26 protein-coding genes are annotated in these 25,498 nt (G+C 73.2%); 8 read left to right on the top strand and 18 right to left on the bottom strand.

Annotated elements, in window-relative coordinates; genetic code table 11:
* Positions 1–12: 12 nt before the first annotated feature.
* Genes G7070_RS14075 through G7070_RS14065 form a run of 3 tightly spaced genes read left to right on the top strand, consistent with a single transcriptional unit; the run spans position 13 to position 2,962 of the window.
* Positions 13–633, top strand: coding sequence for a pectinesterase family protein (locus tag G7070_RS14075; protein WP_166234259.1), 621 nt, complete (start codon positions 13–15; stop codon positions 631–633).
* Complete coding sequence (locus tag G7070_RS14070; RefSeq protein ID WP_166234258.1) at positions 561–1,577, top strand: rhamnogalacturonan acetylesterase; 1,017 nt, start codon at positions 561–563, stop codon at positions 1,575–1,577. The genes G7070_RS14075 and G7070_RS14070 overlap by 73 nt, the downstream gene beginning before the upstream one ends.
* Entirely contained in the window at positions 1,574–2,962 is a 1,389-nt protein-coding gene (locus G7070_RS14065; protein ID WP_166234257.1) for a serine hydrolase domain-containing protein, read from the top strand. The genes G7070_RS14070 and G7070_RS14065 overlap by 4 nt, the downstream gene beginning before the upstream one ends.
* Before the next feature lie 173 nt (positions 2,963–3,135).
* On the opposite strand, the gene G7070_RS14060 is transcribed toward G7070_RS14065, so the two are convergent.
* The 17 genes from G7070_RS14060 to G7070_RS13985 form a co-directional block, all read right to left on the bottom strand.
* Entirely contained in the window at positions 3,136–4,050 is a 915-nt protein-coding gene (locus G7070_RS14060) for a carbohydrate ABC transporter permease (RefSeq protein ID WP_166234256.1), read from the bottom strand.
* Positions 4,047–4,529 (bottom strand): hypothetical protein, encoded by a 483-nt coding sequence (locus G7070_RS14055; RefSeq protein WP_166234255.1) that lies wholly within the window; start codon positions 4,527–4,529, stop codon positions 4,047–4,049. Before G7070_RS14055 ends, G7070_RS14060 begins: the two co-directional genes overlap by 4 nt.
* The gene (locus G7070_RS14050; protein WP_166234254.1) at positions 4,526–5,803 is read right to left on the bottom strand and encodes a glycoside hydrolase family 28 protein; all 1,278 of its coding nucleotides are present in this window, start codon (positions 5,801–5,803) and stop codon (positions 4,526–4,528) included. Before G7070_RS14050 ends, G7070_RS14055 begins: the two co-directional genes overlap by 4 nt.
* Before the next feature lie 60 nt (positions 5,804–5,863).
* A complete protein-coding gene (locus G7070_RS14045) occupies positions 5,864–7,393 on the bottom strand; it encodes an extracellular solute-binding protein (protein WP_166234253.1) in 1,530 nt (509 codons plus the stop codon).
* Complete coding sequence (locus G7070_RS14040) at positions 7,390–8,088, bottom strand: YesL family protein (protein WP_166234252.1); 699 nt, start codon at positions 8,086–8,088, stop codon at positions 7,390–7,392. Before G7070_RS14040 ends, G7070_RS14045 begins: the two co-directional genes overlap by 4 nt.
* Positions 8,089–8,119: 31 nt before the next feature.
* Positions 8,120–9,112, bottom strand: a complete 993-nt coding sequence (locus tag G7070_RS14035) for an ABC transporter permease (protein WP_166234251.1) — start codon at positions 9,110–9,112, stop codon at positions 8,120–8,122.
* A 491-nt stretch (positions 9,113–9,603) separates the two neighbouring features.
* The gene (locus tag G7070_RS14030) at positions 9,604–11,232 is read right to left on the bottom strand and encodes an LCP family protein (RefSeq protein WP_166234250.1); all 1,629 of its coding nucleotides are present in this window, start codon (positions 11,230–11,232) and stop codon (positions 9,604–9,606) included.
* On the bottom strand, positions 11,229–12,254 hold the full coding sequence (locus G7070_RS14025) for a nitronate monooxygenase (protein ID WP_166234249.1): 1,026 nt from the start codon (positions 12,252–12,254) through the stop codon (positions 11,229–11,231). Before G7070_RS14025 ends, G7070_RS14030 begins: the two co-directional genes overlap by 4 nt.
* A 110-nt stretch (positions 12,255–12,364) precedes the next feature.
* Positions 12,365–13,045, bottom strand: coding sequence for a dipeptidase PepE (gene pepE, locus G7070_RS14020; RefSeq protein ID WP_166234248.1), 681 nt, complete (start codon positions 13,043–13,045; stop codon positions 12,365–12,367).
* Positions 13,046–13,051: 6 nt separating this feature from the next.
* Positions 13,052–14,086 carry an S-methyl thiohydantoin desulfurase domain-containing protein gene (locus tag G7070_RS14015; protein ID WP_166234247.1) on the bottom strand — a complete coding sequence of 345 codons (1,035 nt, stop codon included), beginning with the start codon at positions 14,084–14,086 and terminating at the stop codon, positions 13,052–13,054.
* Positions 14,086–15,021: a DUF1177 domain-containing protein gene (locus tag G7070_RS14010; protein WP_166234246.1), complete on the bottom strand. Its 936-nt coding sequence runs from the start codon at positions 15,019–15,021 to the stop codon at positions 14,086–14,088. The genes G7070_RS14015 and G7070_RS14010 overlap by 1 nt, the downstream gene beginning before the upstream one ends.
* A 10-nt stretch (positions 15,022–15,031) precedes the next feature.
* On the bottom strand, positions 15,032–16,717 hold the full coding sequence (locus G7070_RS14005) for an OPT/YSL family transporter (RefSeq protein ID WP_166234245.1): 1,686 nt from the start codon (positions 16,715–16,717) through the stop codon (positions 15,032–15,034).
* Positions 16,718–16,736: 19 nt separating this feature from the next.
* Positions 16,737–17,045, bottom strand: coding sequence for an aspartate/glutamate racemase family protein (locus G7070_RS19315; protein WP_250645999.1), 309 nt, complete (start codon positions 17,043–17,045; stop codon positions 16,737–16,739).
* Positions 16,949–17,389: an aspartate/glutamate racemase family protein gene (locus tag G7070_RS14000; RefSeq protein WP_206079811.1), complete on the bottom strand. Its 441-nt coding sequence runs from the start codon at positions 17,387–17,389 to the stop codon at positions 16,949–16,951. The genes G7070_RS19315 and G7070_RS14000 overlap by 97 nt, the downstream gene beginning before the upstream one ends.
* Positions 17,386–18,042 (bottom strand): AroM family protein, encoded by a 657-nt coding sequence (locus tag G7070_RS13995; RefSeq protein ID WP_431977955.1) that lies wholly within the window; start codon positions 18,040–18,042, stop codon positions 17,386–17,388. Before G7070_RS13995 ends, G7070_RS14000 begins: the two co-directional genes overlap by 4 nt.
* A gap of 384 nt (positions 18,043–18,426) precedes the next feature.
* Positions 18,427–19,395 (bottom strand): SIS domain-containing protein, encoded by a 969-nt coding sequence (locus G7070_RS13990; RefSeq protein WP_166234243.1) that lies wholly within the window; start codon positions 19,393–19,395, stop codon positions 18,427–18,429.
* A gap of 27 nt (positions 19,396–19,422) precedes the next feature.
* Positions 19,423–20,304 carry a BadF/BadG/BcrA/BcrD ATPase family protein gene (locus tag G7070_RS13985; protein ID WP_166234242.1) on the bottom strand — a complete coding sequence of 294 codons (882 nt, stop codon included), beginning with the start codon at positions 20,302–20,304 and terminating at the stop codon, positions 19,423–19,425.
* Positions 20,305–20,444: 140 nt separating this feature from the next.
* On the opposite strand from G7070_RS13985, the gene deoC reads away from it, so the two are divergent.
* The 3 genes from deoC to G7070_RS13970 are packed head-to-tail and all read left to right on the top strand — an operon-like array spanning position 20,445 to position 22,788.
* Positions 20,445–21,140, top strand: a complete 696-nt coding sequence (deoC, locus tag G7070_RS13980) for a deoxyribose-phosphate aldolase (protein WP_166234241.1) — start codon at positions 20,445–20,447, stop codon at positions 21,138–21,140.
* A complete protein-coding gene (locus tag G7070_RS13975) occupies positions 21,140–21,886 on the top strand; it encodes an SDR family NAD(P)-dependent oxidoreductase (RefSeq protein WP_166234240.1) in 747 nt (248 codons plus the stop codon). Before deoC ends, G7070_RS13975 begins: the two co-directional genes overlap by 1 nt.
* Entirely contained in the window at positions 21,883–22,788 is a 906-nt protein-coding gene (locus tag G7070_RS13970; RefSeq protein WP_206079810.1) for an ROK family protein, read from the top strand. The genes G7070_RS13975 and G7070_RS13970 overlap by 4 nt, the downstream gene beginning before the upstream one ends.
* On the opposite strand, the gene G7070_RS13965 is transcribed toward G7070_RS13970, so the two are convergent.
* Complete coding sequence (locus tag G7070_RS13965) at positions 22,689–23,483, bottom strand: GntR family transcriptional regulator (RefSeq protein WP_166234238.1); 795 nt, start codon at positions 23,481–23,483, stop codon at positions 22,689–22,691. The two genes, G7070_RS13970 and G7070_RS13965, sit on opposite strands and share 100 nt — an antisense overlap.
* A gap of 88 nt (positions 23,484–23,571) precedes the next feature.
* Here G7070_RS13965 and G7070_RS13960 point away from each other — a divergent pair, with 88 nt between their 5' ends.
* Complete coding sequence (locus G7070_RS13960) at positions 23,572–24,321, top strand: sugar isomerase domain-containing protein (protein ID WP_284690942.1); 750 nt, start codon at positions 23,572–23,574, stop codon at positions 24,319–24,321.
* Between the two features lie 91 nt (positions 24,322–24,412).
* Positions 24,413–25,471 (top strand): substrate-binding domain-containing protein, encoded by a 1,059-nt coding sequence (locus tag G7070_RS13955; protein WP_166234236.1) that lies wholly within the window; start codon positions 24,413–24,415, stop codon positions 25,469–25,471.
* The last annotated feature ends 27 nt before the right edge of the window (positions 25,472–25,498 follow it).

Raw genomic sequence — 25,498 nt, 5'->3', positions numbered from 1 at the left:
CGAACGGATCCCATGCCCCGCGAACTCCGCGTCGGCGACGACGCCGGCCTGCTGCCCAGCCTGTCGCTCGCGCTGGCCGACCCGCACGCCGAGGTCATCGTCCTCGAGCCCGGCACCTACGTCGAGCAGGTGGTGGTCGCGCCGCGCGCCCGGCCGCTCCTCATCACTTCGGCCACCGACGACCCGCGCGACGTGATCCTGTCCTTCGACCTGCGCCAGGGCGACCGCGGCGCCTCCGGCATGCCGGTGGTCCAGGACTGCGCGACCATCACCCTGGACGCCGACGACGTCACCCTGCGCGCCGTCACGGTCCGCAACACGTTCGACAAGACGGCCGGCGCGGACGTCCCCGACTCCCAGGCGCTGGCGCTGCGCACCCGGGGCACCCGGATCCGGGTCGAGCGCTGCCGCCTCCTGGGGCGCCAGGACACCGTGCTGCTCGACTCCCCCTCGCCGGCGCAGGTCCGCCACGTCCGGTTGACCGACTGCCTCATCGAGGGCGACGTCGACTTCGTCTACGGCGCCGCGACCGCCCTCATCGAGGGGGCGAGATCCGCAGCGTGGGCTCCGGCTGCGTCGCCGCACCCAGCACGGCCGCCGAGCACCCGGGCGGGTTCTGCTTCGCCGGGGTGACCCTCACCGCGGCCGACGGGGTCGCGCCGGGCAGCGTCCGGTTGGCGCGCCCGTGGCATCCGGGCGGCCGTCCCGAGTCGGTCGGGTCCGCCCAGTTCGTCGGCTGCACGATCGGCCCGCACGTCGCCGCCGACCGCTGGGCCGACATGGGCGGCCACTCCTGGTCCGACGGCGGCCGGTTCGGCGAGTCCGGTTCGGTGCTGGCCCCCGGTGCGGTCCCGGCGGCACCGGCCCACCGTCGCCCCGCGACCGCCGAGGCGGCGACCCACCTGGCCGGGTGGGACGGGCCGCCCGCGGCGTCCGGGCGGGTGCACGTGCTTTCGGACTCCACCGCCAGCGACTACCCGCCGGAGCGGGCCCCGCGCACGGGCTGGGGGCAGGTCTTCGGCGAGGTGACCGGGCGCGAGGTGCGCAACCATGCCGTCTCGGGCATGAGCACCACCAGCCTGATCGCGTCCGGGACGCTGGGGCGCGCGCTCGCCACGGTGACACCCGGCGACCTCGTGCTGATCGCGTTCGGTCACAACGACGCCAAGGACGACGAGCGGCACGCCGATCCGTACCGCGCCTACCCGGCGCACCTGCGCCGCGTCGTCGGCGGCGTCCGTGCCCGGGGCGGCCTCCCGGTGTTGCTCACCCCGGTCGAGCGGCGCACGTTCGTCGACGGCCGCGCGCGGTCCACGCACGGCCCCTACCCGCAGGCGGTCCGCCGGGTCGCCGCGGAGGAGGGCGTCCCGCTGGTCGACCTCACCGTCGCCAGCCGGGCGCTGTGGCAGGAGCAGGGTGAGGACGGCTCGCGGGCCTCGTTCCTGTGGCTCGAGCCCGGACGCTGGCCGGGACACCCCGCCGGGGAGCGGGACGACACGCACCTGTCCCGCGAGGGCGCGCTGGTGGTCGCGCGCCTGGTCGCCGCGGGGCTGAGGGCCGCGGGGGTGACCCCGTGACCGCCCTGCGGCGCCTGCGCCGGTTCGCCGCCGGGCGCGGCATCGCGCTGCACACCGTCCAGGTGCACCGGGCCGGCCAGTCGGTGGTCGAGGCCGCCTGCGCGCCGCTCACCCTGCGCACGCCCCAGCGGATGTACTCGGTCACCAAGACGCTGACCGGGCTCGCGATCGGCCTGCTGGCCGGGGAGGGACGCCTCGCGCTCGACCAGCCGCTGTGCGACCACTTCCCCGACCTGGCTCCGTTCCACCCGTTCGTCGCGGCCACCACGGTGCGGGACGCGCTGGCGATGCGCGGGCCCCACCCCTCCACGACCTACAAGCGCTACGACGGGCCCTGGCTGGAGTCGTACTTCCGCGTGCCGCCCACGCACCGGCCCGGCACGCTGTTCACCTACGACACGTCGGGGAGCTACACCCTGGCCGCGCTCGTCGAGCGGACGGCCGGCGTGCCGCTGGTGGACTACCTGCGCCCCCGGCTGCTGGACCCGATCGGCGCCTCGCCGGGCATCAGGGTCCTGCCTGGCGCGGACGGCTTCGCCTCCGGCGGTTCGGGCCTGATCTGCACCCCGGACGACCTGCGCCGCCTGGCAGGGCTGCTGCTCGCCGGCGGGCGGCACGACGGTGAGCAGGTGGTGCCGGCCGACTTCGTGGCCCAGGCCACCTCGCCCCAGGCCGACACCTCCCTGCAGGGGTGGGGCGACGAACTCGCCGGCGGCTACGGCCTGCAGACCTGGCTGCCCCGGTCGGGCGGGTGGCTGATGTTCGGCCTGGGCGGCCAGATCGTGCACGGCGACCCCACCCGCGACCTGTCGATCGTCATCACCGCCGACACCCAGGCCTGCCCACAGGGCGACCAGCAACTGGTGGATCTCGTGCTGGGGCGGCTCGCGGACGCCTGGGTCCGCGAGCACGACGCGGGCGGCCCGGCGTCGGGGCCGGAACCGGGCGACGCCGACGGCGATCTCGAATGGCCCGCTCCCCCGCACGCCGCCGCGCACGCAGTGCCCGCCCCGGGGCGCTGGCTGCCCGAGGCCGGCGGCACGCTCGGGGACGCCGCCCTCCTGCTCGACGTGGACGCCGAGGGCGGCACGCTGGCGTCCGAGGGCCCGGAAGGCTGGACGCTGCCGTTCGCGCTGGGCCGCCCCACCACCCTGCCCGCGCCGGACCTGGCCCGCGCCACGGGCGTGCGCGGCCCCGCCGTGGTGACCGCGGGCTGGTCCGCGCCGGGCACCCTCGACCTGCGCGTCGACGTGACGGGCGACGAACTCGCGGTGCTGCGGCTGCGCCTGGTCGTCGACGGCGCGGCGCTCACGGTGCGGCGGCAGGGCTACTGCGAGGCGCTGGCCCCCGGCTGGAACGGCTCCGGCAGCTACGCCGCGGCCTGAGAACCGGCACCGAGGACGGGACGCTCCGGGGCGTCCGACCGCGGGACCGAGGGCCGGCGCGACCGGAACCGCCGGGAACCGGCGAGAAGCAACGAGATGGCGCGAGGCCGGCACCGCACGCGGCACCGGCCTCGCTGGGGGTGGGTAACGGGCCTCCAGCCCCCGTCCGTGGGTCAGCCCTTGACGGAGCCGATCATCGCTCCCTTCACGAAGTAGCGCTGCACGAAGGGGTAGACGATGAGCATCGGCAGGGTCGCGACGAAGATGACGGCCATCTTCACCGACTGTGCCGGGGGCACGACGTCGACCGCGCCGGCGTCGGCGTTCATGCCGGACGCCACGATGACGATCTGGCGCAGCAGCACCTGGATCGGCCACTTGGTCGAGTCGTTGATGTAGAGGATCGCCGACTGGTAGGTGTTCCAGTAGTAGACGGCGTAGAACAGGCCGATCGTCGCGATCGAGGCGGCCGACAGCGGCAGGACGATCCGCCAGAACACCCCGAAGTCGGAGCAGCCGTCGATGCGGGCCGCCTCCTCCAGGCTGTCGGGGATGCCCTGGAAGAAGCTGCGCATGATGATGAGGTTGAACGCGTTGATGAGCACCGGGATGATCAGCGCCCACAGCGAGTTCATGAGGCCCACGGCGTTGACCACGATGAACGACGGGATCATGCCGCCGCTGAACAGCATGGTGAAGACCACCAGGAAGTTGAGCACGCGCCGGCCGGGCAGGAACTTCTTGCTGAGCGCGTACGCCATGAACGACGTCACCAGCAGGCTGAGGAAGGTGCCCACCACCGTCACGAACACCGACACCCCCATGGCGCGGAAGATCGTCGAGGTCGACAGGATGTAGCGGTAGGCGTCCAGGGTGAACGTCTGCGGGATGAGCAGGAAGTCCGTGGTGGCGAGTTCTCCCGGCGTGGCGAGCGAACTGCCCAGCACGTGCACGAACGGCAGCAGGCAGACCAGGGCGAACCCCGACAGCAGGATGACGTTGACGACCTGGAAGACGCGGGCGCCGGGTGAAGTCCTCCGGCCGCCCCGCGCGCGCCGGGCCGCGGGCTTCACGGTGGTCTGGGTCATGACGGGCTCCCTTGGGTGGTGGGACGCAGGGCGAACAGCCCCGCGGTGACGAAGAAGAGGAAGGCGACCGGGAACAGGATCAGTTGGGTGCCCAGCAGGCACACCAGCCCGGCGGCCGCGAAGAGCCAGCCCGTCGCGCGCCGTTGGGGACGCCGGCGCGCGAGCCACCAGCCGGCCGCCGTCAGCAGCAGGACGCCGACGAGGGTGAAGCCGAACCAGCTCGCGAGCGTGCGGGCGGTCTCGAAGGCCGCCTCGGGCGGCAGCGCGGCCGCGTCCGTGCCGGTGGCGGCCAGGAGCGAGGGGTACAGCGACGCGGTGAACTCGGCCAGGTCGACGCTGCCGAGGACCCTGGAGAAGCCGCCGAGGAAGACCGCCGACAGCGCGGCGCCGATGCCGGCGATCCACAGCTCGGCACGGCGGCGCACCGGGGGCGCGGCGGCCTCGGCGGCGAAGACGCCCGGCTGCTGCTGGGCGATCACGACGCCACCTGGCTGGTGTCCAGCCCGGGGCTGGCCTCGGCGGTGACCGCGTCGCCGGCCGCGCCGACGATCCGGACGCCGGACAGGGTCGCGTCGGTCAGGAAGCCGACGAGCAGCCCGGCCCGCGTCATGCGCGGCACCCCGGTCGCCATCGCCGGGACGAACGGGACGGGGTCCTCGGCGAAGGAGACCATCACGTCGTGGACGGTCAGCTCGTCCAGGGGCGCCTCCGGCAGCCCGTAGAGGAAGCCGGCGGCGGCGTGCACGTCGCGCGCCGTGACGTGGGAGATGTGGATGCGGCGGAAGGCCGGGGTGCCCGCGTCCACGGGGTGCTGGTTCCGGTCGGCCACCTTCGGTTGCTTGCCCTCGGGGCCGCAGAAGTAGAAGGGGTTGACCACGAGCGGGCACATCACGCCGCGCATCACGATGTTGGTGACCCGGATGTCCTCGACGACGCCGCCGCGGCCGCGCCGGGACTTGATCCGGATGCCGCGGTCGGTGCCCTCGAAGACGCAGTTGCTGATGACGACGTCCCGGACGCCGCCGCTCATCTCCGAGCCGATCACGACGCCGCCGTGGCCGTGCACCATCGTGCAGTTGGTGATGGTGATGTTCTCGCACGGCACCCGCTCGGGCGAGGCCTCGGTGCCGGCCTTGATCGCGATGCAGTCGTCGCCGACGTCGATGTGGCAGTTGCTGATGTGGACGTTGCGGCACGACTCGGGGTCGATGCCGTCGGTGTTGGGCGAGTCCGCGGGGTTGACGATGACGATGTTGTCGATCGTGACGCCGGTGCACAGCAGCGGGTGCACGGTCCAGGCCGGCGAGTTGCGCAGCGTGACGTCGCGGATCGTGACCCGCTCGCAGCCGTGCAGGCCGATCAGCGTGGGGCGCGGATGCTCCAGCGGGGCGGCGTCGTCGCGCATCGCGCGCCACCACGGCTCGCCGCCGCCGTCGATCGTGCCGAAGCCGGTGAGCGAGACGTTCACCTCGCCGGACGCGTACAGGCACGGCTGGTGGATGAGCGTGGGCGCCCCCTCCCAGCGGGCCTGGACCGGCGGGTAGAGGGCGGGGTCGGCCACGAACTGCAGCACCGCCCCCGCCTCGAGGTGGAGCTCCACGTGGGACCGCAGCCGCAGCGAACCGGTGCGATGGACGCCGGCGGGCACGACCACCCTGCCGCCGCCGGCCGAACCGGCGGCGTCGATCGCCGCCTGCAGGTCGGCGGTCTCCAGGACGGCGGTGCGGCCGTCCACGGTGTCGGTGCTGGTCACAGGGATCTCCTCGATCTGGGTGGGGGTGGGGCGCCGGCGGGCGCCCCACCCGGTTCGGCGTCAGGCCTTCTTGGCCTTGGCGTACGCCTCGGTGTACTCCTTGACGATCTCGCTCAGGCCCTGCCCGTCGAGCGCCTTGATGGCGGCCTCGTAGCCCGCCATGTCGAGCTGCCCGCTCATGTAGCGGTTGTAGGCGTCGTTGGCCTTCTGCTCGATCATCGACCACTGCGCGTCGGCGGTGGGCGACGTCAGCGACAGCGACGGGTCGGTCACGACGTACTGCTCGTTGTCCTTCATGAGCTCGTTGGCCTCGTCGACGTAGGGGGCCGCGCTCTTGAACGTCATGACGTTCTCGTTGGGGCGCGAGCTGCCGTAGGGCTGCACCTGCTGCTCCCACAGGGCCTGGTCGCTGATCTTCACGACCCCGGAGCCGTCCACGGTGTAGTGGGTGCCCTCGATGCCGTTGGTCATCAGTTTGAAGCCGTCCTCGGAGCTGAGCTTGTCGAGGAAGTTCAGCACGATCTTCAGCTCGGCCTCGGTCTTGACCTCCGACTTCGGGATGGCCATCCAGCCGCCCATGCCGCCGTTGGTGTCGGTGAGGATGCGGCGCGGGACGTCCTCGAACGTGATGTCGTTGATGAGCGCCCACTTCATCGGGGTGTTGGGGTCGGCGCTCTGGGCCAGCGACAGGTAGTTCTTCGCCTCGAACAGGCCGGTGACGGCGATGCCGCCCTTGCCGCGGGCGAGGCCGTCCTGCTGGTTCTTCTTCTGGACCGTGATGAACTCCTGGTTCACCGCGCCCTTGGTGAACATCCCGCGGTACCACTCCATCGCCTGCTTGAACTCGTCGCTGGCGAAGGCGGGGACGACCTTCTCGTCGGGGGTCACCTGGAAGCGCTGGCCGGCGCCGAAGTAGCCGGCGAGCGAGCGGAAGCCCACGAGGAAGCTCTCCTGGCGGTCGTAGAAGCCGACGGTGTCGTTCTTGCCGTTGCCGTCGGGGTCCTGCGTGGTGAACGCCTCGGCGACCTTGCCCAGTTCCTCGATGGTGTGCGGCGCCTCCAGCCCGAGCTTGTCGAGCCAGTCCTGCCGCACCAGGACGCCGTAGCGCGCTCCCGGCTTCACGAACGGGACGCCGTAGAGCTTGCCGTCGATCTTGCCCGACTCGATCGTCGCGGCGGGGATCTTGGACAGGTTCGGGTAGTCCTTCAGGTACTCCTCGACCTCCCAGAACACGCCCGAGGTCATGGCGCCGCGCACCGAGGTGCTGTTGATCATCGACAGCGAGACGATGTCGGCCATCGAGCCGGACGCCAGCGCCGCGTTGACCTTCTCCTCCTTGGAGGCATCGGGGTACCACTGCATGTCGAACTGCGTCCCGGTGAGCTCCTCGAGCTTGGCCATGATCGGGCCGTTGGGATCCGGGGTGTTGGCCGTGTGCAGGCCGGCCATCCAGGTGATGGGGTTCTCGGCGGTCCCGAGCGTGGTCGCTCCGTCGTTGCCGCCGGTGCCGCACGCGGTCAGCGCCATCGCCGCCGCGGCGGCGAGGGCAGCTGCCTTGATGCCTCGCTTACCGAACTTGTTGGGTGTCATCGCGCCAGTCCTTTCGTGGTGGGCTGCGTTGTGGGTGGTTGGATCGCCGCGCGGGTGCGTCGGCGGGACTGCGGGAGGACGGCGGCGCCGTCCGGGGTGGTGCGGAGGTCGCGGAAGGCGACGCGGGTCACGAGGGCGACGGCCAGGGCCGGAACGGCGACGCCGAACACACCGGCCAGCAGCGGGGCGACCTGCCACATCAGCCACAGCACCAGCGCGGAGCCGGTGGCGCCGAGGATGGTCCAGTGCAGGGAACCCAGGCCGATGAGCAGCGCCCCGGCGAACAGCTGCGGCAGCTTCTCGAAGCGCGTCGCGCCCATGAGGGGGAAGACGTAGGCGGTGAGGATCCCCAGCACGGCCAGCGCCAGCACGTTGACGAACTGCACGTACCAGTTGGGCACGAGGAAGATGTTGGTGACGACCACCGCGCCGACCGCCAGGAGCAGGGCGCCCACCCCGGCCGAGCGCCCGGGACGCTCGCGCAGGAAGCCGATCCAGGTCGGCAGCAGCGGCGGGGTCTCGCCGTGCCGCACCCAGCGGTCCAGGTAGCGGGCCAGGGCGTAGGACGCCGGCCCGACGCCGACGACCACCAGCCCCAGGACGGTCGTCGCCGTCCAGAGCAGGTTGAGCCCGATGAGGCGGTAGATCGCCCGCATCCAGTTCTCGAACCGCTGGAACGCCTCGAAGGAGAACATGTCGCGCACCTCGTCGACCGGGCCCGGGGGCTCAGTAGACGCCTTCCTCGCCGAAGCGCTTGGCGAGCTTGTTGGCCATCACCACGAGCAACAGGCCGACGAGCCCCTTGAACAGGCCCACCGCCGTCGCGTAGCTGAGCTGTCCGTTCTGGATGCCGGTGATGTAGACGTAGGTGTCGAAGATGTCGGCGACCTCGCGGTTCAGCGAGTTGAGCACCAGGAACATGTGCTCGAAGCCCAGTTCCAGGAAGTCGCCGATCGCCAGGATGAACATCACGATGATGGTGGGCCGGATCGCCGGGAGCGTGATGTGCCAGGTCTGGCGCAGGCGGCCCGCGCCGTCCATCTCGGCGGCCTCGTACAGTTCCATGTCGACGGCCGTGATCGCCGCGAGGTAGACGATGGTCCCCCAGCCCGCGCCCTTCCAGATCTCCTGCACGACGTACATCGGACGCAGCCAGTTCGGGTCGGTCAGGAACGGGATCGGTTGCCCGCCCGCGGAGACGATCATGTTGTTGACCGCGCCGCCGTCGATGGTGAGCAGCACGTAGAAGATCGACACCACGATGACCCACGACATGAAGTGCGGCAGGTAGATGATCGTCTGGACGCTGCGCTTGAAGACCTTGCCGCGGACCTCGTTGAGCAGCAGCGCGAGGATGATCGGCATCGGGAACGAGAAGATGAGCAGCAGCAGCGACACCGTGATGGTGTTGACCAGCAACTGCATGAACGTGTCCTGGCTGAAGAACCGCACGAAGTGCTGGAAGCCGACCCACTTGCTGCCGCCGATCCCCAGCGCCGGCATGTAGTTCTGGAACGCGATCACCAGTCCGCCCATGGGTGCGTACTTGAAGATCAGGAAGTACACGATGCCCGGCAGCGCCATCAGGTACAGCGTCTTGTGCCGGAGCAGGGGGTGCCGTCCCTTCCGCGGAGCCGGCGCCGGCGCCACCTCGATGGCCGGCAGCGCGGGCGGAGCAGATTCCGCAGTCGCCACGCTGTCGTGGATCTCTGACGTCATCGTCGTGCCCTTCGATCGATCGCATGGTCGCCAGGGATGCGCTCGTTCCGACGGATTCCTGGGGGACCGGTTGCGGATGAAGCTACAGGCGGAAACAGTGCTTGGCAAGCGCTCTCCGAAGATTCCATAACACCCTCCCACTTGGAGGAACGCTCGTGAAAGGCGGATCGGGGCCGCGATTCGCGGCCTGACTGGGGCATTGACCGCGACGCACCGTGGAACCGGTTCCACGAAATTTGCCGCGGCTCGGCGAGGGCATCGGGGCCCGCGGGGGCGGCAGGAACGGGGCCTCGGGACGCGAACTGCGGGGGGCTCAGCAGCGGCGCCAGGAGGATCAATGCGGGCGCTCAACAGCAGCGCCACGAGACCAACGCGGGGCGCTCACCCGCGCCTCCGGGAGGCGGCGTGGGGGCGCGCCGTCGCTGCCCGGGAAGGCGGACGCGGAGGCGCCTCGTCACCGGCGGTCGGCCGCCGCCGGCCTCTTCCGGGTGTCAGGCCTCAGGGTTGTAGGAGCACTCGTCGCCGGCGCCGGGGGCCGGGGTGCCCGGCGTGGCGGTGCCGGGCGTCGCCGTTCCGCCGGCGCTGGGCGTGGCGGTGGTGCGGGCCGGCGTCGGCGTGGTGCGGGCCGGCGTCGGCGTCCGGGACGCCGTGGGCGCGCCGGACGGCGACGCGGAGGCCGTGGGGGCCCCCGACGGCGCCACGGCGGGTGGGTCCAGGGATGCCACGACCCGCTCCCGCACGACGTCCCACTTGGGGTTGCCCGTCGAGAAGCCCTCGTGGCCGTCCTGGAAGGACACCGACCGCAGCGGCGCGGTCCGCACCTTGGTCGCCAAGTCGAGCAGCGCGGGAAGGAGGCTGTTGGGCACGTCGGTCTGCACGACCGTGCGCCCCGCCTGGGTGAGCGCCTCGTAGTTGGACAGGACCGTCGTCAGGTTCACCTGGCGGCTCAGCGCCTTGATGACGCAGCGCTGCCGCCGCATCCGGTCGTAGTCGTCGGTGTGGTAGCGGCCGCGGGCGTACCACAGGGCGTCGAAGCCGTTGAGGTGCTGGTCGGGCCCCGGGGGCAGCCAGCGGTCGGGCGGGAAGCCAGGGTCGCCGCCGCTGGGGTTCTTGCCGCCCACCGGGACGGGCCTGTTGATGTTCACGGTGACGCCGCCCAGCGCGTCGATGATCTCGACGAAGCCCTCGAGGTTCGCCATGACGTAGTAGTCGATCTCGAGCCCGAGCGAGGCCCCGACGGCGAGTTCGAGCACCTTGGCGCCGGGATCCTTGGATGCGGGGATGAGCTCCTTGGCACCGGGGTGATTGACGACGTTCTCGTACATCGCGTTGAGCATCTGCTCGCCGTCCGGCTCGCCGGCCAGGTGGTAGCCGTTGGGCCAGATCGTGGCGAGCCCGCTCCCCTGCGGGAACACGAGGCGCTCGGTCTGGCGGGGCAGGCCGAACAGCACCGTGTCGCCGGTGCGGGTGTTGATCGAGGCGACCATGACGGTGTCGGTGCGGGTCCCGACCCGGTCGTCGCCGGTGTCGGCGCCGAGGATGAGCACGTTGAGGCGTGGCTTGTGCGCCCACGGATCCGCGGAGTTCCCGAACGTCGGGACCACGACGCCTCCGGGGTCGTCGGGGTCCTGGAAGACGTCGCGCACCAACTGCGAGGTGTCGAACAGGGTGCGCGCACCGTACGCGCTGGGCAGCACCACGGCGAACGACAGCACCCCGACCAGGAGCGCGCCGAACAGCCGCTGCCACCAGCGCGCCGGACGCGGGCGCGTGAGAAGCTGGGTGGCGACGATCGCGATCACCCACGCCAGGCCGAACGCCGCCAGCGCCCACGCCAGCCCCGACAGCCAGGTCGGGCTCGCGATCACCGACAGGCCCCAGCCGCGCGCGACCGTCGCGCCCAGCGCGACGGCGACGGCCGCACCCACGGCGATGAGCGTCAGCACGAGCCCGAAGGATCGCCACCGCGTCCAGGCCAGGCCGAGCCCGGGGACCAGCGCGCTCGCGATGGTCAGGGCGCTCGCCGAGCCGAAGGTTCGTCCCCGCGCGCGCCGACGCGGCCGGGGCACGATGGCGCGCTCGGCGTCGTGGGGGCGCGACGGCGCGGACTCCCCGCTCATCCGATCAGCCCTTCGAAGACCTCCGCGACGCTGCCGCGCGGCGTCGCGCGCCAGGACGTGCCGGCCCACAGCGCCAGCCCGTCGGCGTCCCCGGCGCGCGCCGCCGCCGCGCGCAGCGGGGCCGTGAGCTGGTTGACCGCCGGGTAGGCGGCCGGGGCGAGGTCGGTGAACTCCTCGACGAACCGGTTAGCCAGCCCCCTGGCCCAGCGCCCGGAGAAGGCCCGCGTCACCCGGGTCCGGGTGAATCGCGGATCACGCAGCGCGGCGCGGTGGGCCGGGTTCGTGCCGGCCTCGTCGGTGTCGAGCAGGGCCGTCCCGACCTGGACGGCCGCCGCCCTGTCGAGCCAGGGCGCCACCTCCTTCGGCGCCGTCAGGCCGCCGGCGACGACCAGCGGGAGGTCGGTGTGGACGGCGATCTCCGCGTGCAGGTCGGCCAGGGAGGCGGTGGGATGCGCGGCGGCCACGTCGAACGTCGCGCGATGCCCGCCGGCGGCCGGCCCCTGCACCACGAGGGCGTCGACGCCCGCGGCGACGGCGACGCGCGCCTCGTCGGCGGAGGTCACGGTCGCGAGGGTGAGCGTCCCCACGCCGCGCAGCCGCGCGACCGCGTCGGCGTCCGGGCACCCGAACGTGAACGAGACGGCCGGCACGCGGGCGTCCAGCAGCAGGGCGAGCTTCTCGGCGAACCCGTCGTCGTCCGGACGCGGGTCGGGCAGGTCGACGCCCCGGCGGCGCGCCTCGGCGGCCAGGGCGTCGCGATAGCTGCGGGCCGCCTCCAGGTCGGTCGGCGCCGGGTCGGGGACGAATACGTTCACGCCGAACGCGTCGGTTCCGGCCGCGCGCACCCGGTCCACCTCGTCGGCGACCGCCGCGACGGACTTGTAGCCGGCGGCGAGGAACCCGAGACCGCCGGCTGCGCCCGCGGCGACGACCAGGGCGGGCGTCGTCGGCCCGCCGGCCATCGGTGCCGCGATCAGGGGGCGCCTCAGGTCCGCGAGCGCGAAACCGGCTCGAGCTTCCATGTGCCGAGCGTACGGCCCAGCGCTCGGATCCGGGAGCCAACACCCGCGGGGAGGCGACGGCGGCTGCGGGGCGGCGGCCCCACGCACCCGGCGCGGGGCCGCCGCCCGCATCAGATCCGGACCGGTCCGGGGCTCAGCTCCACCGGGTCCTCGCCGGCGCGGAACAGCCGCGCCGTGGCCCCACCGAGTTCGGTGGAGTCGCCGCTGACGCGCAGCCAGCCGCCCTCGCGGATGCCCAGCACGGGGATGTCGTTCTCCTCGTGGAACTCCCGGATCCGGGTCTCGCGGGTCTCGCCCATGTGGCGGCTCCCGGCGGGCGGGTCCTGGTAGTGCGGATTGATCTGGAAGCCGATCAGCCCCAGCGCGGCGAACCCGGCGGGCTCCACGATGGGCATGTCGTTGGTCGTCCGGATCGTCGGGCAGGCCAGGTTGGTGCCCGCCGACGCGCCCAGGTACGGCATGCCGGCCAGGACGCGCTCGCGCAGGGGCGCCAGCAGCCCGCCGTCCTGCAGCGTCTTCAACAGGCGCCAGGTGTTCCCGCCGCCCACGTAGACGGCCTCGGCGGACGCCAGGGCGGCGGCCCGGTCGTCGTGGGTGTGGAGGCCGACGACGTCGGCCCCCATCGGCGCGAACGCCTCGGCGATGCTCGCGGTGTACGCGTCGTGATCGGCCAGCGCGTACGGGACGAACACGACGGTGCGGCCCTCCACCAGGGGCCGGGCGATCTCCCGGGCGTGCGCCCAGGGGGTCGACCCGAAGTTGGTCGAGTTGGACAGCAGCAGCAGTTCCATGGCTTCCTATCCGGCCGTCGCCAGGTCGCCGATGGCCTCCATGAGCTCGGGCATGTCCATCGTCGCACTGAGCAGCAGGGAGGACCGCGGCGCCCACAGCACGGTGATCCCCCGGCCGTCGGCCAGGTCCGCCGAGACGACGGGCTCGCCCGTCGCGGCGTCGAAGGTCATGACGAGGTCGGGGAACGAACCGACCTGCTCCCCCGCCTGCACCGCGCCCATGTACTCGTTGACGAAGGTCAGGTCGACGTCGCCGACGCTGAGGGCGCCGACGTCGAACCCGGAGACCTGCTCGATCCCGAAGCCCGTGACCGGCCCGGACGCCAGGATGCGCCCGCCCAGCAGGTCCGCGACCGCCTGGACGCCGCCCTGCTCGTGCGCGCGACCGACCTCGATCGCCTGCGTGATGCCCCCCGGCGCGCCGCGTTCGGCGAGGAAGGAGAGCGGGACCGGGTTGCGCGCGACGGCGACCAGGCCGCCCGCCACGACCGACAGGGCACGGATGCCCTGGGAGGCCGTGGCCAGCGAGCCGACGACGACGCCCTCGGTGTAGTGCGCCTCGTTGCCGCCCGCGTAGCCGGCGATCGCCACGTAGTCGGCGTCCCGGTGCAGCCCCAGCGACCCCATCAGGGCGGTCGGGTGGGCGCGCCCGTTGCACGGGCAGTCGAGCACCGGCAGCCCGGTGGTGGCCGCCTGCAGCCACCCGTTGACGGTGCCCATGGCCCCGTTCTCGTTGGTCGCCACGGCGACGATCGGCCCCTGGCCGCGGCGCTGCAGTTCGGCGTCCAGGTGCTGCAGGCTGGTCGTGAAGTCCGCCTTCGACACGTGCCCCTCGGGCGCGCCGGGGGCGCCGACGCCGGCGCAGATCGCCACGACGGCGTCGGGCGGCAGTTCGTCGACGCCCGCGAGCATCACCTCGCCCGCGGCGAGCGCCGCCTCGGCGAGATCCAGCCCCAGGTCCGCGTGGCCGCCCCCGCCACCGCCGAGGATCAGTCCCCCGACGACGGCGTGCCGGGCGTCGTCCGCCGTGAGCCGCCGCATCAGGCGCGCCCGAGCGTCTGCAGGACGCTCATCTCGCCGTAACGCGAGACGAGCTCGCCGAACTCGGCCTCGTCGAAGAACGACACCTTGCCCTGCCCGAACGCCTTGGCGACCTCGATGCAGAACCGGACGGTGCCCTCGACGACCAGCGGGTTCGTGGCGCCGGTGCCGCAGCCCGGCACCGCCGTCTCGGTCGTGATCGCCACGCCGACGACCGGCGCGGACGTCGCGACGCAGGGCTGCAGGATCGAGTTCACGTGGTAGACGTCCGAGCCGTACGGCGTGATGTCCTGCATGGTGATCGGCAGGACGACCGGCGGGATGCCGGCCGAGTCGGCGTAGATCTGCAGCAGGTCCTCGCTGACGCGCAGGATCCAGCCCTGCTTCACCGTCGGGGAGATGGCGTAGCCGAGGTGGTTGACGATGCGGTTGCCCTTGGTGGTGTCCACCGACAGGACGGCGTCCATCGCCTCCTCGACCTCCTCGCTGTTCATCGTGTCGATGTCCACCGGGGAGTCCATGAACGCGACCGGCTCGTGCGGGCGGGTCGGCGCGTCGGGGCAGATGTGCGTGGTGATGATGACGTCGCCCTCGAGCGTGTCGCCCCGCTGCGCCATCTGCGCGAGCTTCGCCGCGGCGGCCACGGCGGTGAGCGCACCGTCACCGTCGGAGACGAAGCCGATCCGCTCCGGACGGGCGCCGAGCCCGCCGAGGCGTCCAACCAGGCCGAGCGTCGGGGCGTCGCCGCCGGACGCCTTCCCGCGGGTGCCGGGGATCACGATCCGGATGAAGTCGGTGCTGCCGCGGGGGCCCTCGATGGTGCGCGAGGTGGCCTCGGTGGCGCCCTGCTCCGCGAGCCACGCCACCACGGCGTCGCCGGTGACGGCGGGATCGTCCAGCAGGTCGTAGGCGGTCAGAACGTGCGTGAGGGACATGGGTTCTCCTTTACTTGACGAGCTTGTACATGGAGTTGCCGAAGCTCCACAGGGCATCGCCGGCGATGAAGCCGGCGGCGGCGATGGTCATCTCGCTCTCGGCCGCGTCCTTGTCCTTGCGGAGGCGGGTGTAGAGGATGCGCAGGGCGATGCCGACCAGGACGGCCCAGCCGGCCGCCGGGTTCGAGATCAGCATGCCGGTGGCGAGCAGGATGCCCATCTGGCGCTTGGGGCCGCCGATGGCCTGGATGATCGCCCCGGGGATCGCCCACAGCGCCAGCGTCGTGATGAGCGCGGGGTCGACGCCCGCCTGGATGGTGGCGACGAAGACCTTCGCCACGGGCGGGAACTGCTCGTTGGCGAAGTACATCGGGTGCGCGATGGCCACGACCGCCAGGGCGACGGCCATGCCGACGACGCCGGCGAAGAACTGCTGCTTGCGGCCCTCGATCTCCATGGCGCGGCTCTCGTGGCGGCGCAGGATCCAGCCGGTCTTGAAGTCGTAGCCGGCGTCGGCGAACGCGGGTCCGCCGGCGGCGATGAAGCCGGTGACCAGGGCGACCGCGACCGGCGGGAACCCGACGATCAGCGCCAGCGACAGGAAGATCAGCGCGGTGGCGAACGCCGGGAACCAGCCCGAGTGCATCGCCGACAGGCCGACGATGAACTCGGCGGCGATGCAGGCGAACGTCGCGAACAGCACCCACAGGATCAGCATCCCGATGCCCATCTCGGCGAGCAGGCCGCTGACGACCGCCAGCACGGCGGCCGCGATCGCGTACAGCACCGCGCCACGGGTCAGCGCCATCTTGACGGCCTCCTCGCTGCGGGTCAGCTCGCCGCGGTCCACGACGACCGGAGGCGCCACCTCGCCCTCCTCGATGACACGGGAGAGCTCCGAGGTCTTCGCGCCCGTCGCGACGGCGTGCGCGGTCGCCTTGCGGCGTCCGACGATGGTCCACACGGCCTGGAAGAGCGCCACGATGCCGGCGCCGATCATGAAGCCGTGCGGGATGTACATCGCGTTGATGTCGATCCCGGCGATCGGCATGGAGTAGCCGCGGATGAGCAGGCCCACGCCGAACATGGTCAGGGCGACGATGTTGCCGATGAACGCGACGCCGAACGCCGACATCGGGACGCCGATGGCCGAGCCGATGATGCCGACGAGGGTGCCGATGCCCAGCAGGCCGGCGCGGCGGCCGCCCCGGTCGCCGGCCTTGATGGCCTCGGCGGCGGCGAGTCCGGGCGGCCACGCCTCCTTGCCGGGGAAGACGCGGGAGTCGAACATCCAGTACAGCATCAGGAAGTCGATGAGCGCGGCCGCGGCGGCGCCGATCAGCAGGGGCCAGACCAGCTCGGGGCGTCCCATCACCCACGGGATCGCGATGGGGAGCAGCAGGGAGTTGGCGGCCACGAACGTCGCGGTCGAGATGTTGGACTGCACGAGGTTCTGCCGGTGCACCGAGCGGAACTTCTTCAGCGCGGCCAGGGGGATGCGGCTCAGCGCGATCGCCACGAGGACGCCGATGATCGCCGTGTTGGGCGTGACGCCCAGCGTGGTCAGGATCTGGATGCCGATGATCGCGCCGAGGATCGACGTGATGACGAGCACCACCACCATGGACGGTTCGAACGTCCGGGGATGGGCCGCGTCCGCGGAGTGGCCGCGCGGCTCCGCCGCTTGTTGAGACATGGGTGGGCCTTTCGGGAAATCAGGTGAGGGTCGGGGCGGGGTGCAGGATGAGGCCCGTCGCGGCGCCGGCCGCCATGACGGCGTCGACGACCGGCAGGCCGGTCCGCTCGATGACCTCGGCGGCCAGACCGATGGTGGTCAGGCCGGTGCAGGCGAACAGCACGCATTGCGCGCCGGCCGTCTTCAGTTCCTCCGCCGCCACCAGGGCGCGCTCGCGCGCCTGGGGCTGCATCAGGTCGATGGTCGAGGCGACGCCCTCGGGCACGCGGTCGGCGACGAACCGGTCGCCGAGCACGTCGAGGACGGCCTGCGGGACGTCCGGGGTGATCCCCAGGACGCCGACGGTGCCGCCGGCGGCCAGCGCCAGCGAGGCCCCCGCGGAGCCGGCCCGACGACGGGGACGTCGACGGCCTCGCGGAGCTCCGGCACGGCGGGGTCGGCCGCGCACGACACGATGAGGAGCCGGGCGCCCTCGGCGGCCAGCTCGCGTCCGAGCGCGACGATCTTGGGCACGGCCCGATCGAACGTCTCGTCGTCGTGGATGCCGTTGGGCTGGTCGGCGATGGCGCGGGTGACGATCTCCTCCTCGCCGACGAGGTGCTGGATCGCCCGCGCGTGCAGGGCGAGCTGGTCGTCGGTGAGGGTCGAGACGACCCGGATCAGGCCGATCATGCCTCCACCGCCTCGGCGACGAGGCGGGCCACCAGGGAGCGCGCCACCACGACGGGGATGGTGCCGGCGCCGGCGCGGGCCCAGCCGCGGTGCTCCTCGTTGTAGCCCATGCAGTCGAGCACGATCAGCTCGGCGCCCTGGCCCGCCAGCGCGGCGGCGGCGGCCTCGAAGTCGTCCCGGGAGCCGCCGTACGGGTTCGCCACGGCGGTCGCGACGTCGGCGGGGGCGAACTTCTGGACCGAGTCGTCCTGCTGCTCGGGCAGCGGACAGATGACCCCGATGGTCCCCTGCGTCAGGCCGCGCGCGCCGCCGGTGAGCAGCGGCGAGGCGGTGAACAGCGGCTTGGAGTGCTCGAAGGGAGGGAACTCACCGGTGCAGACCAGCAGCACCGCGTCCACCCCGGACGCCTCCAGCTCGGTGATGCGCTGCTGCAGCAGCGGCAGCACCAGGTCGCGGCCGAAGACGGCGGCGGTGCCGTCGACCAGGCGCGAGGTGAGTACCTCGTCGCCGTCGCGCCGCGGGACCGCCGCGATCTCGTCCGCGGTCATCCCGTCGAGCGCGCCGCGCTCGACCACGTCGATCTGCGACCAGTGCCGCGCCATCTCCGGAACCATGTCCGTTCGGGGCGCCTGCCCGATCGTCACAACCCCCATTTTCGCCATGTTCTCCCCCTTGCGAACGGCTGAATCGACGGCACACTACTCCGCCTCACCCGTTTCGGGTGATGTGACACTATGCGAGATGGGCGGTTCACAAATCGGAACGTGTGAGGCGACGCCCCTTGTCACCGCTCTTGCCCGCGCGCGCGGAAGGCCGCATCAAGGGCGTTCAAGGGGTTCAGGGCGGCTGTCGGTGGGGTCGTGGCAACCGGCTTTCAGGACAGGGGGCCGCGATGGTTCAGCGGCGGGTTCGCGGTCGCCGGCGCCGTCGCGCGGACGGCTCGGCCCCGGGGCCGGCGTGCCGGCGGCGAGGTTCGGGCGCGGAGGTCGCGGTGCCGAGGTCGCCGGGGCCGAGACCCGCTTGGGGAGAGGCGGGACTCAGGCGCCCGGGCGCAGCTTGGTGGCGGAGAACTCGTGCCGGAACGTCCCCACGTCGAACCCGCGGCCGGCGAGCGGGGCGACGATCAACTGGGCCGCCACCCCCTCCAGGACGGCCGACGCCATCGGCGGCAGGTCGGGGAGCCGCAGGTCGGCGTCCGGGGCGGCGGAGACGCGCAGGGTCGGCACCTCCCCGGCGAACCGGTCGGCGATCCCGAGCGGGTCGGGACCCCACAGCACCAGCAGGTCGGAGCGCTCCAGGCTCTCGGCGGGGCCGTGCACGAACGTGGCGGGCGTGTGGGCCGCCCCCGGCGTGCGCGCGGCCTCCCGCATCAGCAGCGCCAGCTCGGACGCCGCCGCGAAGCTGACGCCGCCGCCGACCGACTCCACGCAGCGGGGCGCCGCGTCGGCGAGTCGCTCCAGCGCCGCGTGCGGGCCGGCGAGCAGGGCCGCGACGGCGTCGGGCACCTCGTCCAGGCCGGCGGCGGCGCCGGGCAGCCCGGCGCGCTCCCCCAGCAGCGCGAGCGCCGCGACGGTGGCGGTGTACCCGGTGACGTAGACGCCGGCGTCCGGCAACCCGCCGAGCGAGAGGACGGCGTCGGCGGCCCGCCCGACCGGCGACTCGGGCACGTTGGTGAGCGCGACCGAGGGCGTCCGGCCCGCGAGCGCGGCCAGGGGCTCGGGGCTGCGCCCCGACTCGCTGATCGCCAGGTACCAGTCGGCCACGGTCGTGGCCGGCCCGACCTGGGAGGCGTCGTGGTTCGCCACCGAGCGGCCCGCGGCGGTGGCGTACGCGGTGAGCGCCTGCGCCGCGTGGACGCTCGCCCCCATCGCGAGGATCGCCAGGCGCGCCGTCGGGTCGGCCGTGACGGCGGGCAGACCGGGCAGCCCGTCGCGGACGGCCCGCAGCGCCGCGCGCAGGGTGGCGGGCTGCCGCGCGATGGCGTCGGCGAAGGCGATGGTCTCCATGGTTCAGTCCTCTCCGCGCCGGGCCAACTAGATGGCCCCGGCCACCGGCGCCCGCCGCAACACCTCGATCGTCACGGCCGCCCCGGCCGCGCGCGCCGCCTCCTGCACCGCCGCGACGAAGCCCGGCTGGTGCGTCGCGACGCCGCCGGCGGCCACCACCACGTCGGGCGCGTGGCCCGCGGCCACCAGGGACGCGACGTGCCCGCCCAGCACGGCCGCGTGCGCCGCGATCACGCCCGCCGCGGACGCCGACCCGGACGCCGCGGCGTCGAACACGGCCGGCGCGTGCCGCCCCCAGACGGCGGGGGCGGCCCGGTCGTGCAGCGCGAGCGCGACGGCGGCGAGCCGGTCCGCACCGGCCGGGACGCCCAGCGACGCCGCGAGCGCTTCGAGGGCGACCGGATCCTGCGCCCCGGCGTCCGCGGCGCGCGTGAGGGCGACGGCGAGGTCGCGCACGAGCGAGGCCGCGCTCCCCTCGTCGCCGAGCAGGAACCCGTAGCCGCCGCGCGTGGCCAGCACCCCGGCGCCGTCGGCGGCCAGCACGATCGCGCCGGTGCCGGCGACGATCGCGATGCTGACCCCGCGCGACCCGGCCGCGGGCCCCAGCAGGACCGCGTCGTTGTGAACCGAGACCGAACCGCGACAGTGGGCCGCCAGTCCGGACGCCAGCGCACGGGCCGCGTCGGCGGTGTCGATGCCGTGCGCACCGACCACCAGGCGGACCGGGCCCTCCGGGGAGCCGAGCGCCGACCACAGCGCGGCGGCGTCCTCGGGGCCCACCGACGTGGGCGTGCGGCGCCAGGCGCCGGTGGGGACCACCTCGTCCAGCAGCACGGCGCCGGCCCGCTCCACGCGCAGGTGCGTCTTGGTCGCGCCGGCGTCGACGCCGGCGAGCGTGGACTCGGGCATGGGGCCATCATCCCGGGAGCGACCGGGGAAAGGAAGGGCTGTAGACACATTTTGTATAGACATCTAGCCTGGCGGCATGCCGCCCGGTGCGGCCTCGACTCTCGACGGCGCCCGCGGGCGCGAAAGGCGGACCTTCGACCATGGCGACCCCTCCCGCACGGACCCCCGACTACCGCACCGCGGCCAAGACGATCGACCACTCGCTGCTCCGGCCGGAGCTCACGCTGCAGGAGGTCGCCGACGGCTGCGCGCTCGCCGCCCGCTACGACGTCGCCTCGGTCTGCGTCCGGCCCGCGGACGTGCCGCTGGCCGTCGAGGCGCTGGCCGGCACGGACGTCGCTGTGGGCAGCGTGATCGCGTTCCCGCACGGCAGCACGCTCACCTCGGTCAAGGTCGCCGAGGCCCGTGCGCTGGTCGAGGCCGGCGCGACCGAGCTGGACATGGTCGTCAACATCGGCTGGCTGCGCAGCGGGCTCGTCGACCGGGTGCGCGACGAGATCGCCGCGGTCGTCGCCGCCGCCGACGGCCACCTCGTCAAGGTGATCCTGGAGAACGCCTACCTCGACCACGACCAGAAGGTCGCCGCCTACCGCGCCGTGGAGGAGGCCGGGGCCGACTACGTGAAGACCTCGACCGGCTTCGCCCCGGGCGGCGCCACCCTGGAGGACGTCGCCCTGATGCGCGCCACCGTCTCGGAGCGGGTGAAGGTGAAGTGCGCCGGCGGCGTCCGGACGCTCGACGCCCTGCTCGAGATGCGCGAGGCCGGTGCCGACCGCAGCGGCGCGACCGCCACCGCCGCGATCCTGGACGAGTACGAGCGCCGGTTCGGCCGCTGATGCTCACGGGACGCCACGTCTGCATCGCCGGCGCGGGCGGGATCGGCGAGGCCGTCGCGCGGCGCGCGCTCGCCGCCGGCGCCGCCGTCCACCTGCTCGACGTGGACGCCGACCGCCTGGCCGCCCTCGGCGCGGACCTGGGCGTCCCCCACGCCGCCGTCGACCTCACCGACGGCGCGGCCACCCACGCCGCCCTGGCCGCCGCGCGCGCGGCCATGGGCGGCCTCGACGGCTTCGTCGGCGTCGCCGGCGGCTCGGGGCGCCGGCTGGGCGACGGCCCGGCCGACACCCTGAGCACCGAGGCCGTCCGGGGCACGCTCGACCTCAACGCCCTGCCGCCCCTGCTCGGGCTGGGCGGCTTCGTCCGCGCGGCCGGGCCGCAGCGTCCGGCCGGCGCGGTCCTGATCGGCAGCGTGTTGGGCGGCCACCCCGCGCCCGGCTTCGCCACGCACGCCTACGCCTTCGCCAAGGCGGGGATCAAGGGGCTGGTGCGCGCCGCCGCGGCGCACTACGCCGCCGACGGCATCCAGGTGAACGCGGTCACCCCGGGCCTCACCCGGACGCCGATGGCCGCGCGGGCGCAGGGCGACCCCGACGTCGTCGCGTTCGCGACCCGGAAGCAGCCGCTCGCCCCGGGCGGCTTCGTCGACCCCGACGAGGTCGCCTCGGCGTGCGTGTGGCTGCTCTCCACACGGCAGGTCACCGGCCAGGTGGTCGCGGTGGACGGCGGCTGGAGCGTCTCGTGAGCGGCCCCTGGCTCGGCGTCGACCTCGGCGGCACCCTGGTCAAGGTCGTCCTGCTGCGCGACGGCGTCGTCAGCGAGCGGGCCACGGTGCCGACGGTGCGCGGCGGCGCGCCGGCGACGGTCGCCGGGCTGGCCGACGTCGTGGCCGCCCGGGTCGGGCGCGAACCCGGCATCGCCGGCGTCGGCATCACGATCCCGGGGCTGTTCGACGCCGACGGGAACGCCGTGGTCGTGCCCAACCTGCCCGGCTCCTGGGGCGGCCAACCCATCGTCGCCCCCGTGGCGGCGGCGGCCGGACGCCCGGTCACCCTGATCAACGACGCCCGCGCCTTCGGGCTGGCCGAGCTCGAACTCGGGGCGGCCCGGGGCGCCGACACCGCCATCGGGATCGTGCTGGGCACCGGCATCGGCGGCGTCGTCATCGTCGGCGGCCGGCTCCACACGGGCGCGGGCGGCGGCGCCGGCGAGATCGGCCACCAGGTCCTCGTCCCGGACGGCCCGCCGTGCGGCTGCGGCAACCGCGGCTGCCTGGAGGCGCTGGCCCGCTCGGGCGTCATCGCCGCCCGCGCCGGCACCGCGACGATCGTGGAGGCGGTCGAGGCCGCCCGCGCCGGGGAGCCGCGCGCCCGGGCGGCGCTGGAGGAGGCGGCCGCCCACCTCGGGCACGGGCTGGCCAACGCGGTCACGCTGCTGCAGCCCGAGCGGGTGTTCATCGGCGGCGGCGTGGCGGAGGCGGGCTCGATCCTGCTGCGCCCCATCGAGGAGGCCCTGCGGCGCATGGCGCCGCTGCCGCCCCCGGAGTCCTACTCGGTCGTCCCCGCGGCGCTGGGGTCCTGGGCGGGCGCGATCGGGGCGGCGCTGGCGGCGTCCGGGGCGGGCAGGCCGTCGGGCATCGGGACGTAGGACCCGGTGTCGATCACCCAGCGCGAGCCGACGTAGGAGGTTTCCGTGCGCTCCACGGGGCGCCCCTCCACGTCGGTGATGAGCCTGGTCTCCACCAGCAGGGTCGCCGGCAGTTCGAGGTCGAGCAGCTTGGCGTCCTCCCCCGTGGCGAGCCGCGCCATCACGTACCCGCTCGCGCGCGCCATGACGCGCCCCATGTCGGCCAGGGCGGCGTGCAGCGAGCCCGCGGCCAGGTCGTACTCCAGCACCCCGGCGTAGTCGCCGGGCAGCGTGACCCGCTCGCGCGCCACCGGGAGGTCGTTGGCGTAGCGGATGCGGTCGATGCGCACCACCCACGCGGTCGAGGGCAGGCCCAGCGCCTCGGCCTCGGCCGGGGCTGTCCCCACGGCGGCGGCCAGCACCTTCGAGGTGGGGCGCAGGCCACGGCGCGTCATGTCCTGGGTGAAGGAGTACAGGACGGCGTCCGCCCGGTGCAGCGGCTGGGCCGCGACGAAGCTGCCGACGCCGCGGCGCCGCTCGATCAGCCCCTCCTGAGCCAGGTTCTGCACCGCCTGCCGCGCCGTCATGCGGCTCACCTGGAACTGCTCGGCCAGCTCGAGCTCGGGCGGCAGCAGCGTCCCGGGCGCCGAGGACTGACACTTCGCCCGGAGCCAGGACTCGATCTCCTTGTACCGCGCCACGCGTTGTTCGGCCACTCTCGAACCCTCTTCCCAACGGCGTCCCAAAAGACTATACATATAGACCACACAAGCTTGCGATCAGCCGAGGCGCCGAGGAGGCACCGTGACGACCCCGACTCCCACGTGGACCGAGACTGCGCTCCAGTATCTCAGCCGCATGCTCACCCGGAACGAGGGAGCCATCGCGCAGGCGTCGGCCTGGTGCGCCGACAGCCTGGCCGCCGACGGACTCGTGCACACGTTCGGGTCCGGCCACTCCCGGATCCCGGTGGAGGAGTTCTTCCCGCGCTACGGCTCCTACCCCGGCTTCCACCCCATCGTGGAGCTGTCCACCTCGTTCCACACCCAGGTGGTGGGGGCCAACGGGCAGCGGCAGGCGATGTTCATCGAGCGGGTCCCCGGGCTGGCCGAACAGGTGCTCGCCAACTACTCGTTCGCGCCGCAGGACCTGCTCGTGTGCTTCTCGGTGAGCGGCCAGTCGGCGCTGCCGGTCGAGCTCCTGCGCGGCTTCGGGGAGCGCGGGCTGCGGACCATCGCGGTCACCTCGGCGCACCCCGACAACGCGTTGGCCCAGGCGGCCGACCTGGTGATCGACCTCATGATCGACGGCCCGGACGCCATCGTGTCGGTCCCCGGCGTCGAGCACCCCGTCGGGCCGGTCTCCTCCTTCCTCTACGTGGCGGTCGTGAACGAGATCAAGGTGCGCACGGCGGCCCTGCTCGCCGAGCGCGGCGCTCCCCCGCTGGTCCTCGTCGGGGCCCGCGACGTCGGCGCCGAGGCGTCCCGGGCGGCCTTCGACGCCGCCTACGCCGAGCACGCCCGCCGGGCCTCGACCCGGCTCGCCGGATCGTGACCGATTCGTGCTTGAACTGCCCACCCCCGGCCACCCAACATGTCTAGACAAAGGCGGCAGTGAGGCCGCCCAGGGAGTTAGGAAAGGCACCATGAAACGTTCCCGCACCATCGGCAGCGTCCTCGCCGGCTCTGTGATCCTCGCCCTCACGTCCGCCTGCACGGGCGGCGCAGGCACCCCCGCGGGACCCACCACAGGAGGCGGCGGCGCCGCCAAGCCCCTCGTCGTCGGCGTCAGCAACACCCTGGCCGGCAACGGTTGGCGCGAGACCATGATCTGCTCGATCAAGGCCGAGGCGCTGGCCAGCGGCAAGGTCGACAAGGTCGTCGTGGTCTCGCGCAACGGCGGCCCGACCGAGCAGATCCAGGATCTGCAGAACCTGATCTCCCAGGGTGTCAACGTCCTCATCGTCAACCCGTCGGACCCGGAGAAGCTCAACGCCGTCATCGCCGAGGCGGCCAAGCAGGGCATCACCGTCGTCGCCGTCGACTCCTCGGTGACCGCCCCCGAGGCGCACGTCGTCACCAACGACCAGGTCGCCTGGGGCAAGCTCCAGATGGACGCCCTGGCCGAGATGATCGGCGGCAAGGGCGACGTCCTCTACATGCGCGGCATCCAGGGCGTGGCCGCCGACACCGACCGCGACGAGGGCGTCAAGGAGTCGCTGAAGAAGTACCCGGGCATCACGCTCAAGGAGGTGTGGACCGGCTGGGACTACACCAAGGGCGGCGAGCAGGCGGTGCAGGAGTTCACCGCCAAGCAGTACGACGCCGTGTGGACCACCGGCACGGACTTCACCGCGGTCAACGCCATCAAGACCGCCAACCGCAACCCGGTCCCGGTCGGGGGCCAGGAGTCCAACGAGTTCGTCAAGCAGCTGTCCGAGGGCACCAAGGGCGTCATCGTGACGAACCCGGCCGTCATCGGCGGCGCGGCCCTCACGGTCGGCCTGAAGGTCGCCGGCGGGGAGAAGGTCGATCGCGACTTCAAGATCACCCCGGTCGTCTACACCTCCGACAAGGACGCGGCGAAGCTGAAGGAGATGTACGTCCCGAACAAGGACCAGACGTACAACGCGACCATCAGCATCGACGGGCTCACCACCTACACCCGCGACCAGCTGATGGCCTGCAAGGGTCCGGGCGAGTAACCCAACCGTCCACCGACATCCCGAGGC

The sequence above is a fragment of the Propioniciclava coleopterorum genome (assembly GCF_011393335.1).
Lineage (GTDB): Bacteria > Actinomycetota > Actinomycetes > Propionibacteriales > Propionibacteriaceae > Propioniciclava > Propioniciclava coleopterorum.
The sequence above is the reverse complement of the archived record's forward strand: the minus strand, read 5'-3'. Positions and strand labels throughout refer to the sequence as shown.

Excerpts from the sequence above, each read along its gene's own strand:
- G7070_RS14025 (WP_166234249.1), bottom strand. The coding sequence starts at position 12,254 with ATGGAAGCTCGAGCCGGTTTCGCGCTCGCGGACCTGAGGCGCCCCCTG.
- G7070_RS13985 (WP_166234242.1), bottom strand. The coding sequence starts at position 20,304 with ATGCCCGAGTCCACGCTCGCCGGCGTCGACGCCGGCGCGACCAAGACG.
- G7070_RS14010 (WP_166234246.1), bottom strand. The coding sequence starts at position 15,021 with ATGTCCCTCACGCACGTTCTGACCGCCTACGACCTGCTGGACGATCCC.
- G7070_RS13955 (WP_166234236.1), top strand. The coding sequence starts at position 24,413 with ATGAAACGTTCCCGCACCATCGGCAGCGTCCTCGCCGGCTCTGTGATC.
- G7070_RS14035 (WP_166234251.1), bottom strand. The coding sequence starts at position 9,112 with ATGACGTCAGAGATCCACGACAGCGTGGCGACTGCGGAATCTGCTCCG.
- G7070_RS14045 (WP_166234253.1), bottom strand. The coding sequence starts at position 7,393 with ATGACACCCAACAAGTTCGGTAAGCGAGGCATCAAGGCAGCTGCCCTC.
- G7070_RS14005 (WP_166234245.1), bottom strand. The coding sequence starts at position 16,717 with ATGTCTCAACAAGCGGCGGAGCCGCGCGGCCACTCCGCGGACGCGGCC.
- deoC (WP_166234241.1), top strand. The coding sequence starts at position 20,445 with ATGGCGACCCCTCCCGCACGGACCCCCGACTACCGCACCGCGGCCAAG.
- G7070_RS14030 (WP_166234250.1), bottom strand. The coding sequence starts at position 11,232 with ATGAGCGGGGAGTCCGCGCCGTCGCGCCCCCACGACGCCGAGCGCGCC.
- G7070_RS14060 (WP_166234256.1), bottom strand. The coding sequence starts at position 4,050 with ATGACCCAGACCACCGTGAAGCCCGCGGCCCGGCGCGCGCGGGGCGGC.
- G7070_RS14015 (WP_166234247.1), bottom strand. The coding sequence starts at position 14,086 with ATGCGGCGGCTCACGGCGGACGACGCCCGGCACGCCGTCGTCGGGGGA.
- G7070_RS13975 (WP_166234240.1), top strand. The coding sequence starts at position 21,140 with ATGCTCACGGGACGCCACGTCTGCATCGCCGGCGCGGGCGGGATCGGC.
- G7070_RS13995 (WP_431977955.1), bottom strand. The coding sequence starts at position 18,042 with ATGGGGGTTGTGACGATCGGGCAGGCGCCCCGAACGGACATGGTTCCG.
- pepE (WP_166234248.1), bottom strand. The coding sequence starts at position 13,045 with ATGGAACTGCTGCTGCTGTCCAACTCGACCAACTTCGGGTCGACCCCC.
- G7070_RS13990 (WP_166234243.1), bottom strand. The coding sequence starts at position 19,395 with ATGGAGACCATCGCCTTCGCCGACGCCATCGCGCGGCAGCCCGCCACC.
- G7070_RS14000 (WP_206079811.1), bottom strand. The coding sequence starts at position 17,389 with ATGATCGGCCTGATCCGGGTCGTCTCGACCCTCACCGACGACCAGCTC.
- G7070_RS14075 (WP_166234259.1), top strand. The coding sequence starts at position 13 with ATGCCCCGCGAACTCCGCGTCGGCGACGACGCCGGCCTGCTGCCCAGC.
- G7070_RS14040 (WP_166234252.1), bottom strand. The coding sequence starts at position 8,088 with ATGTTCTCCTTCGAGGCGTTCCAGCGGTTCGAGAACTGGATGCGGGCG.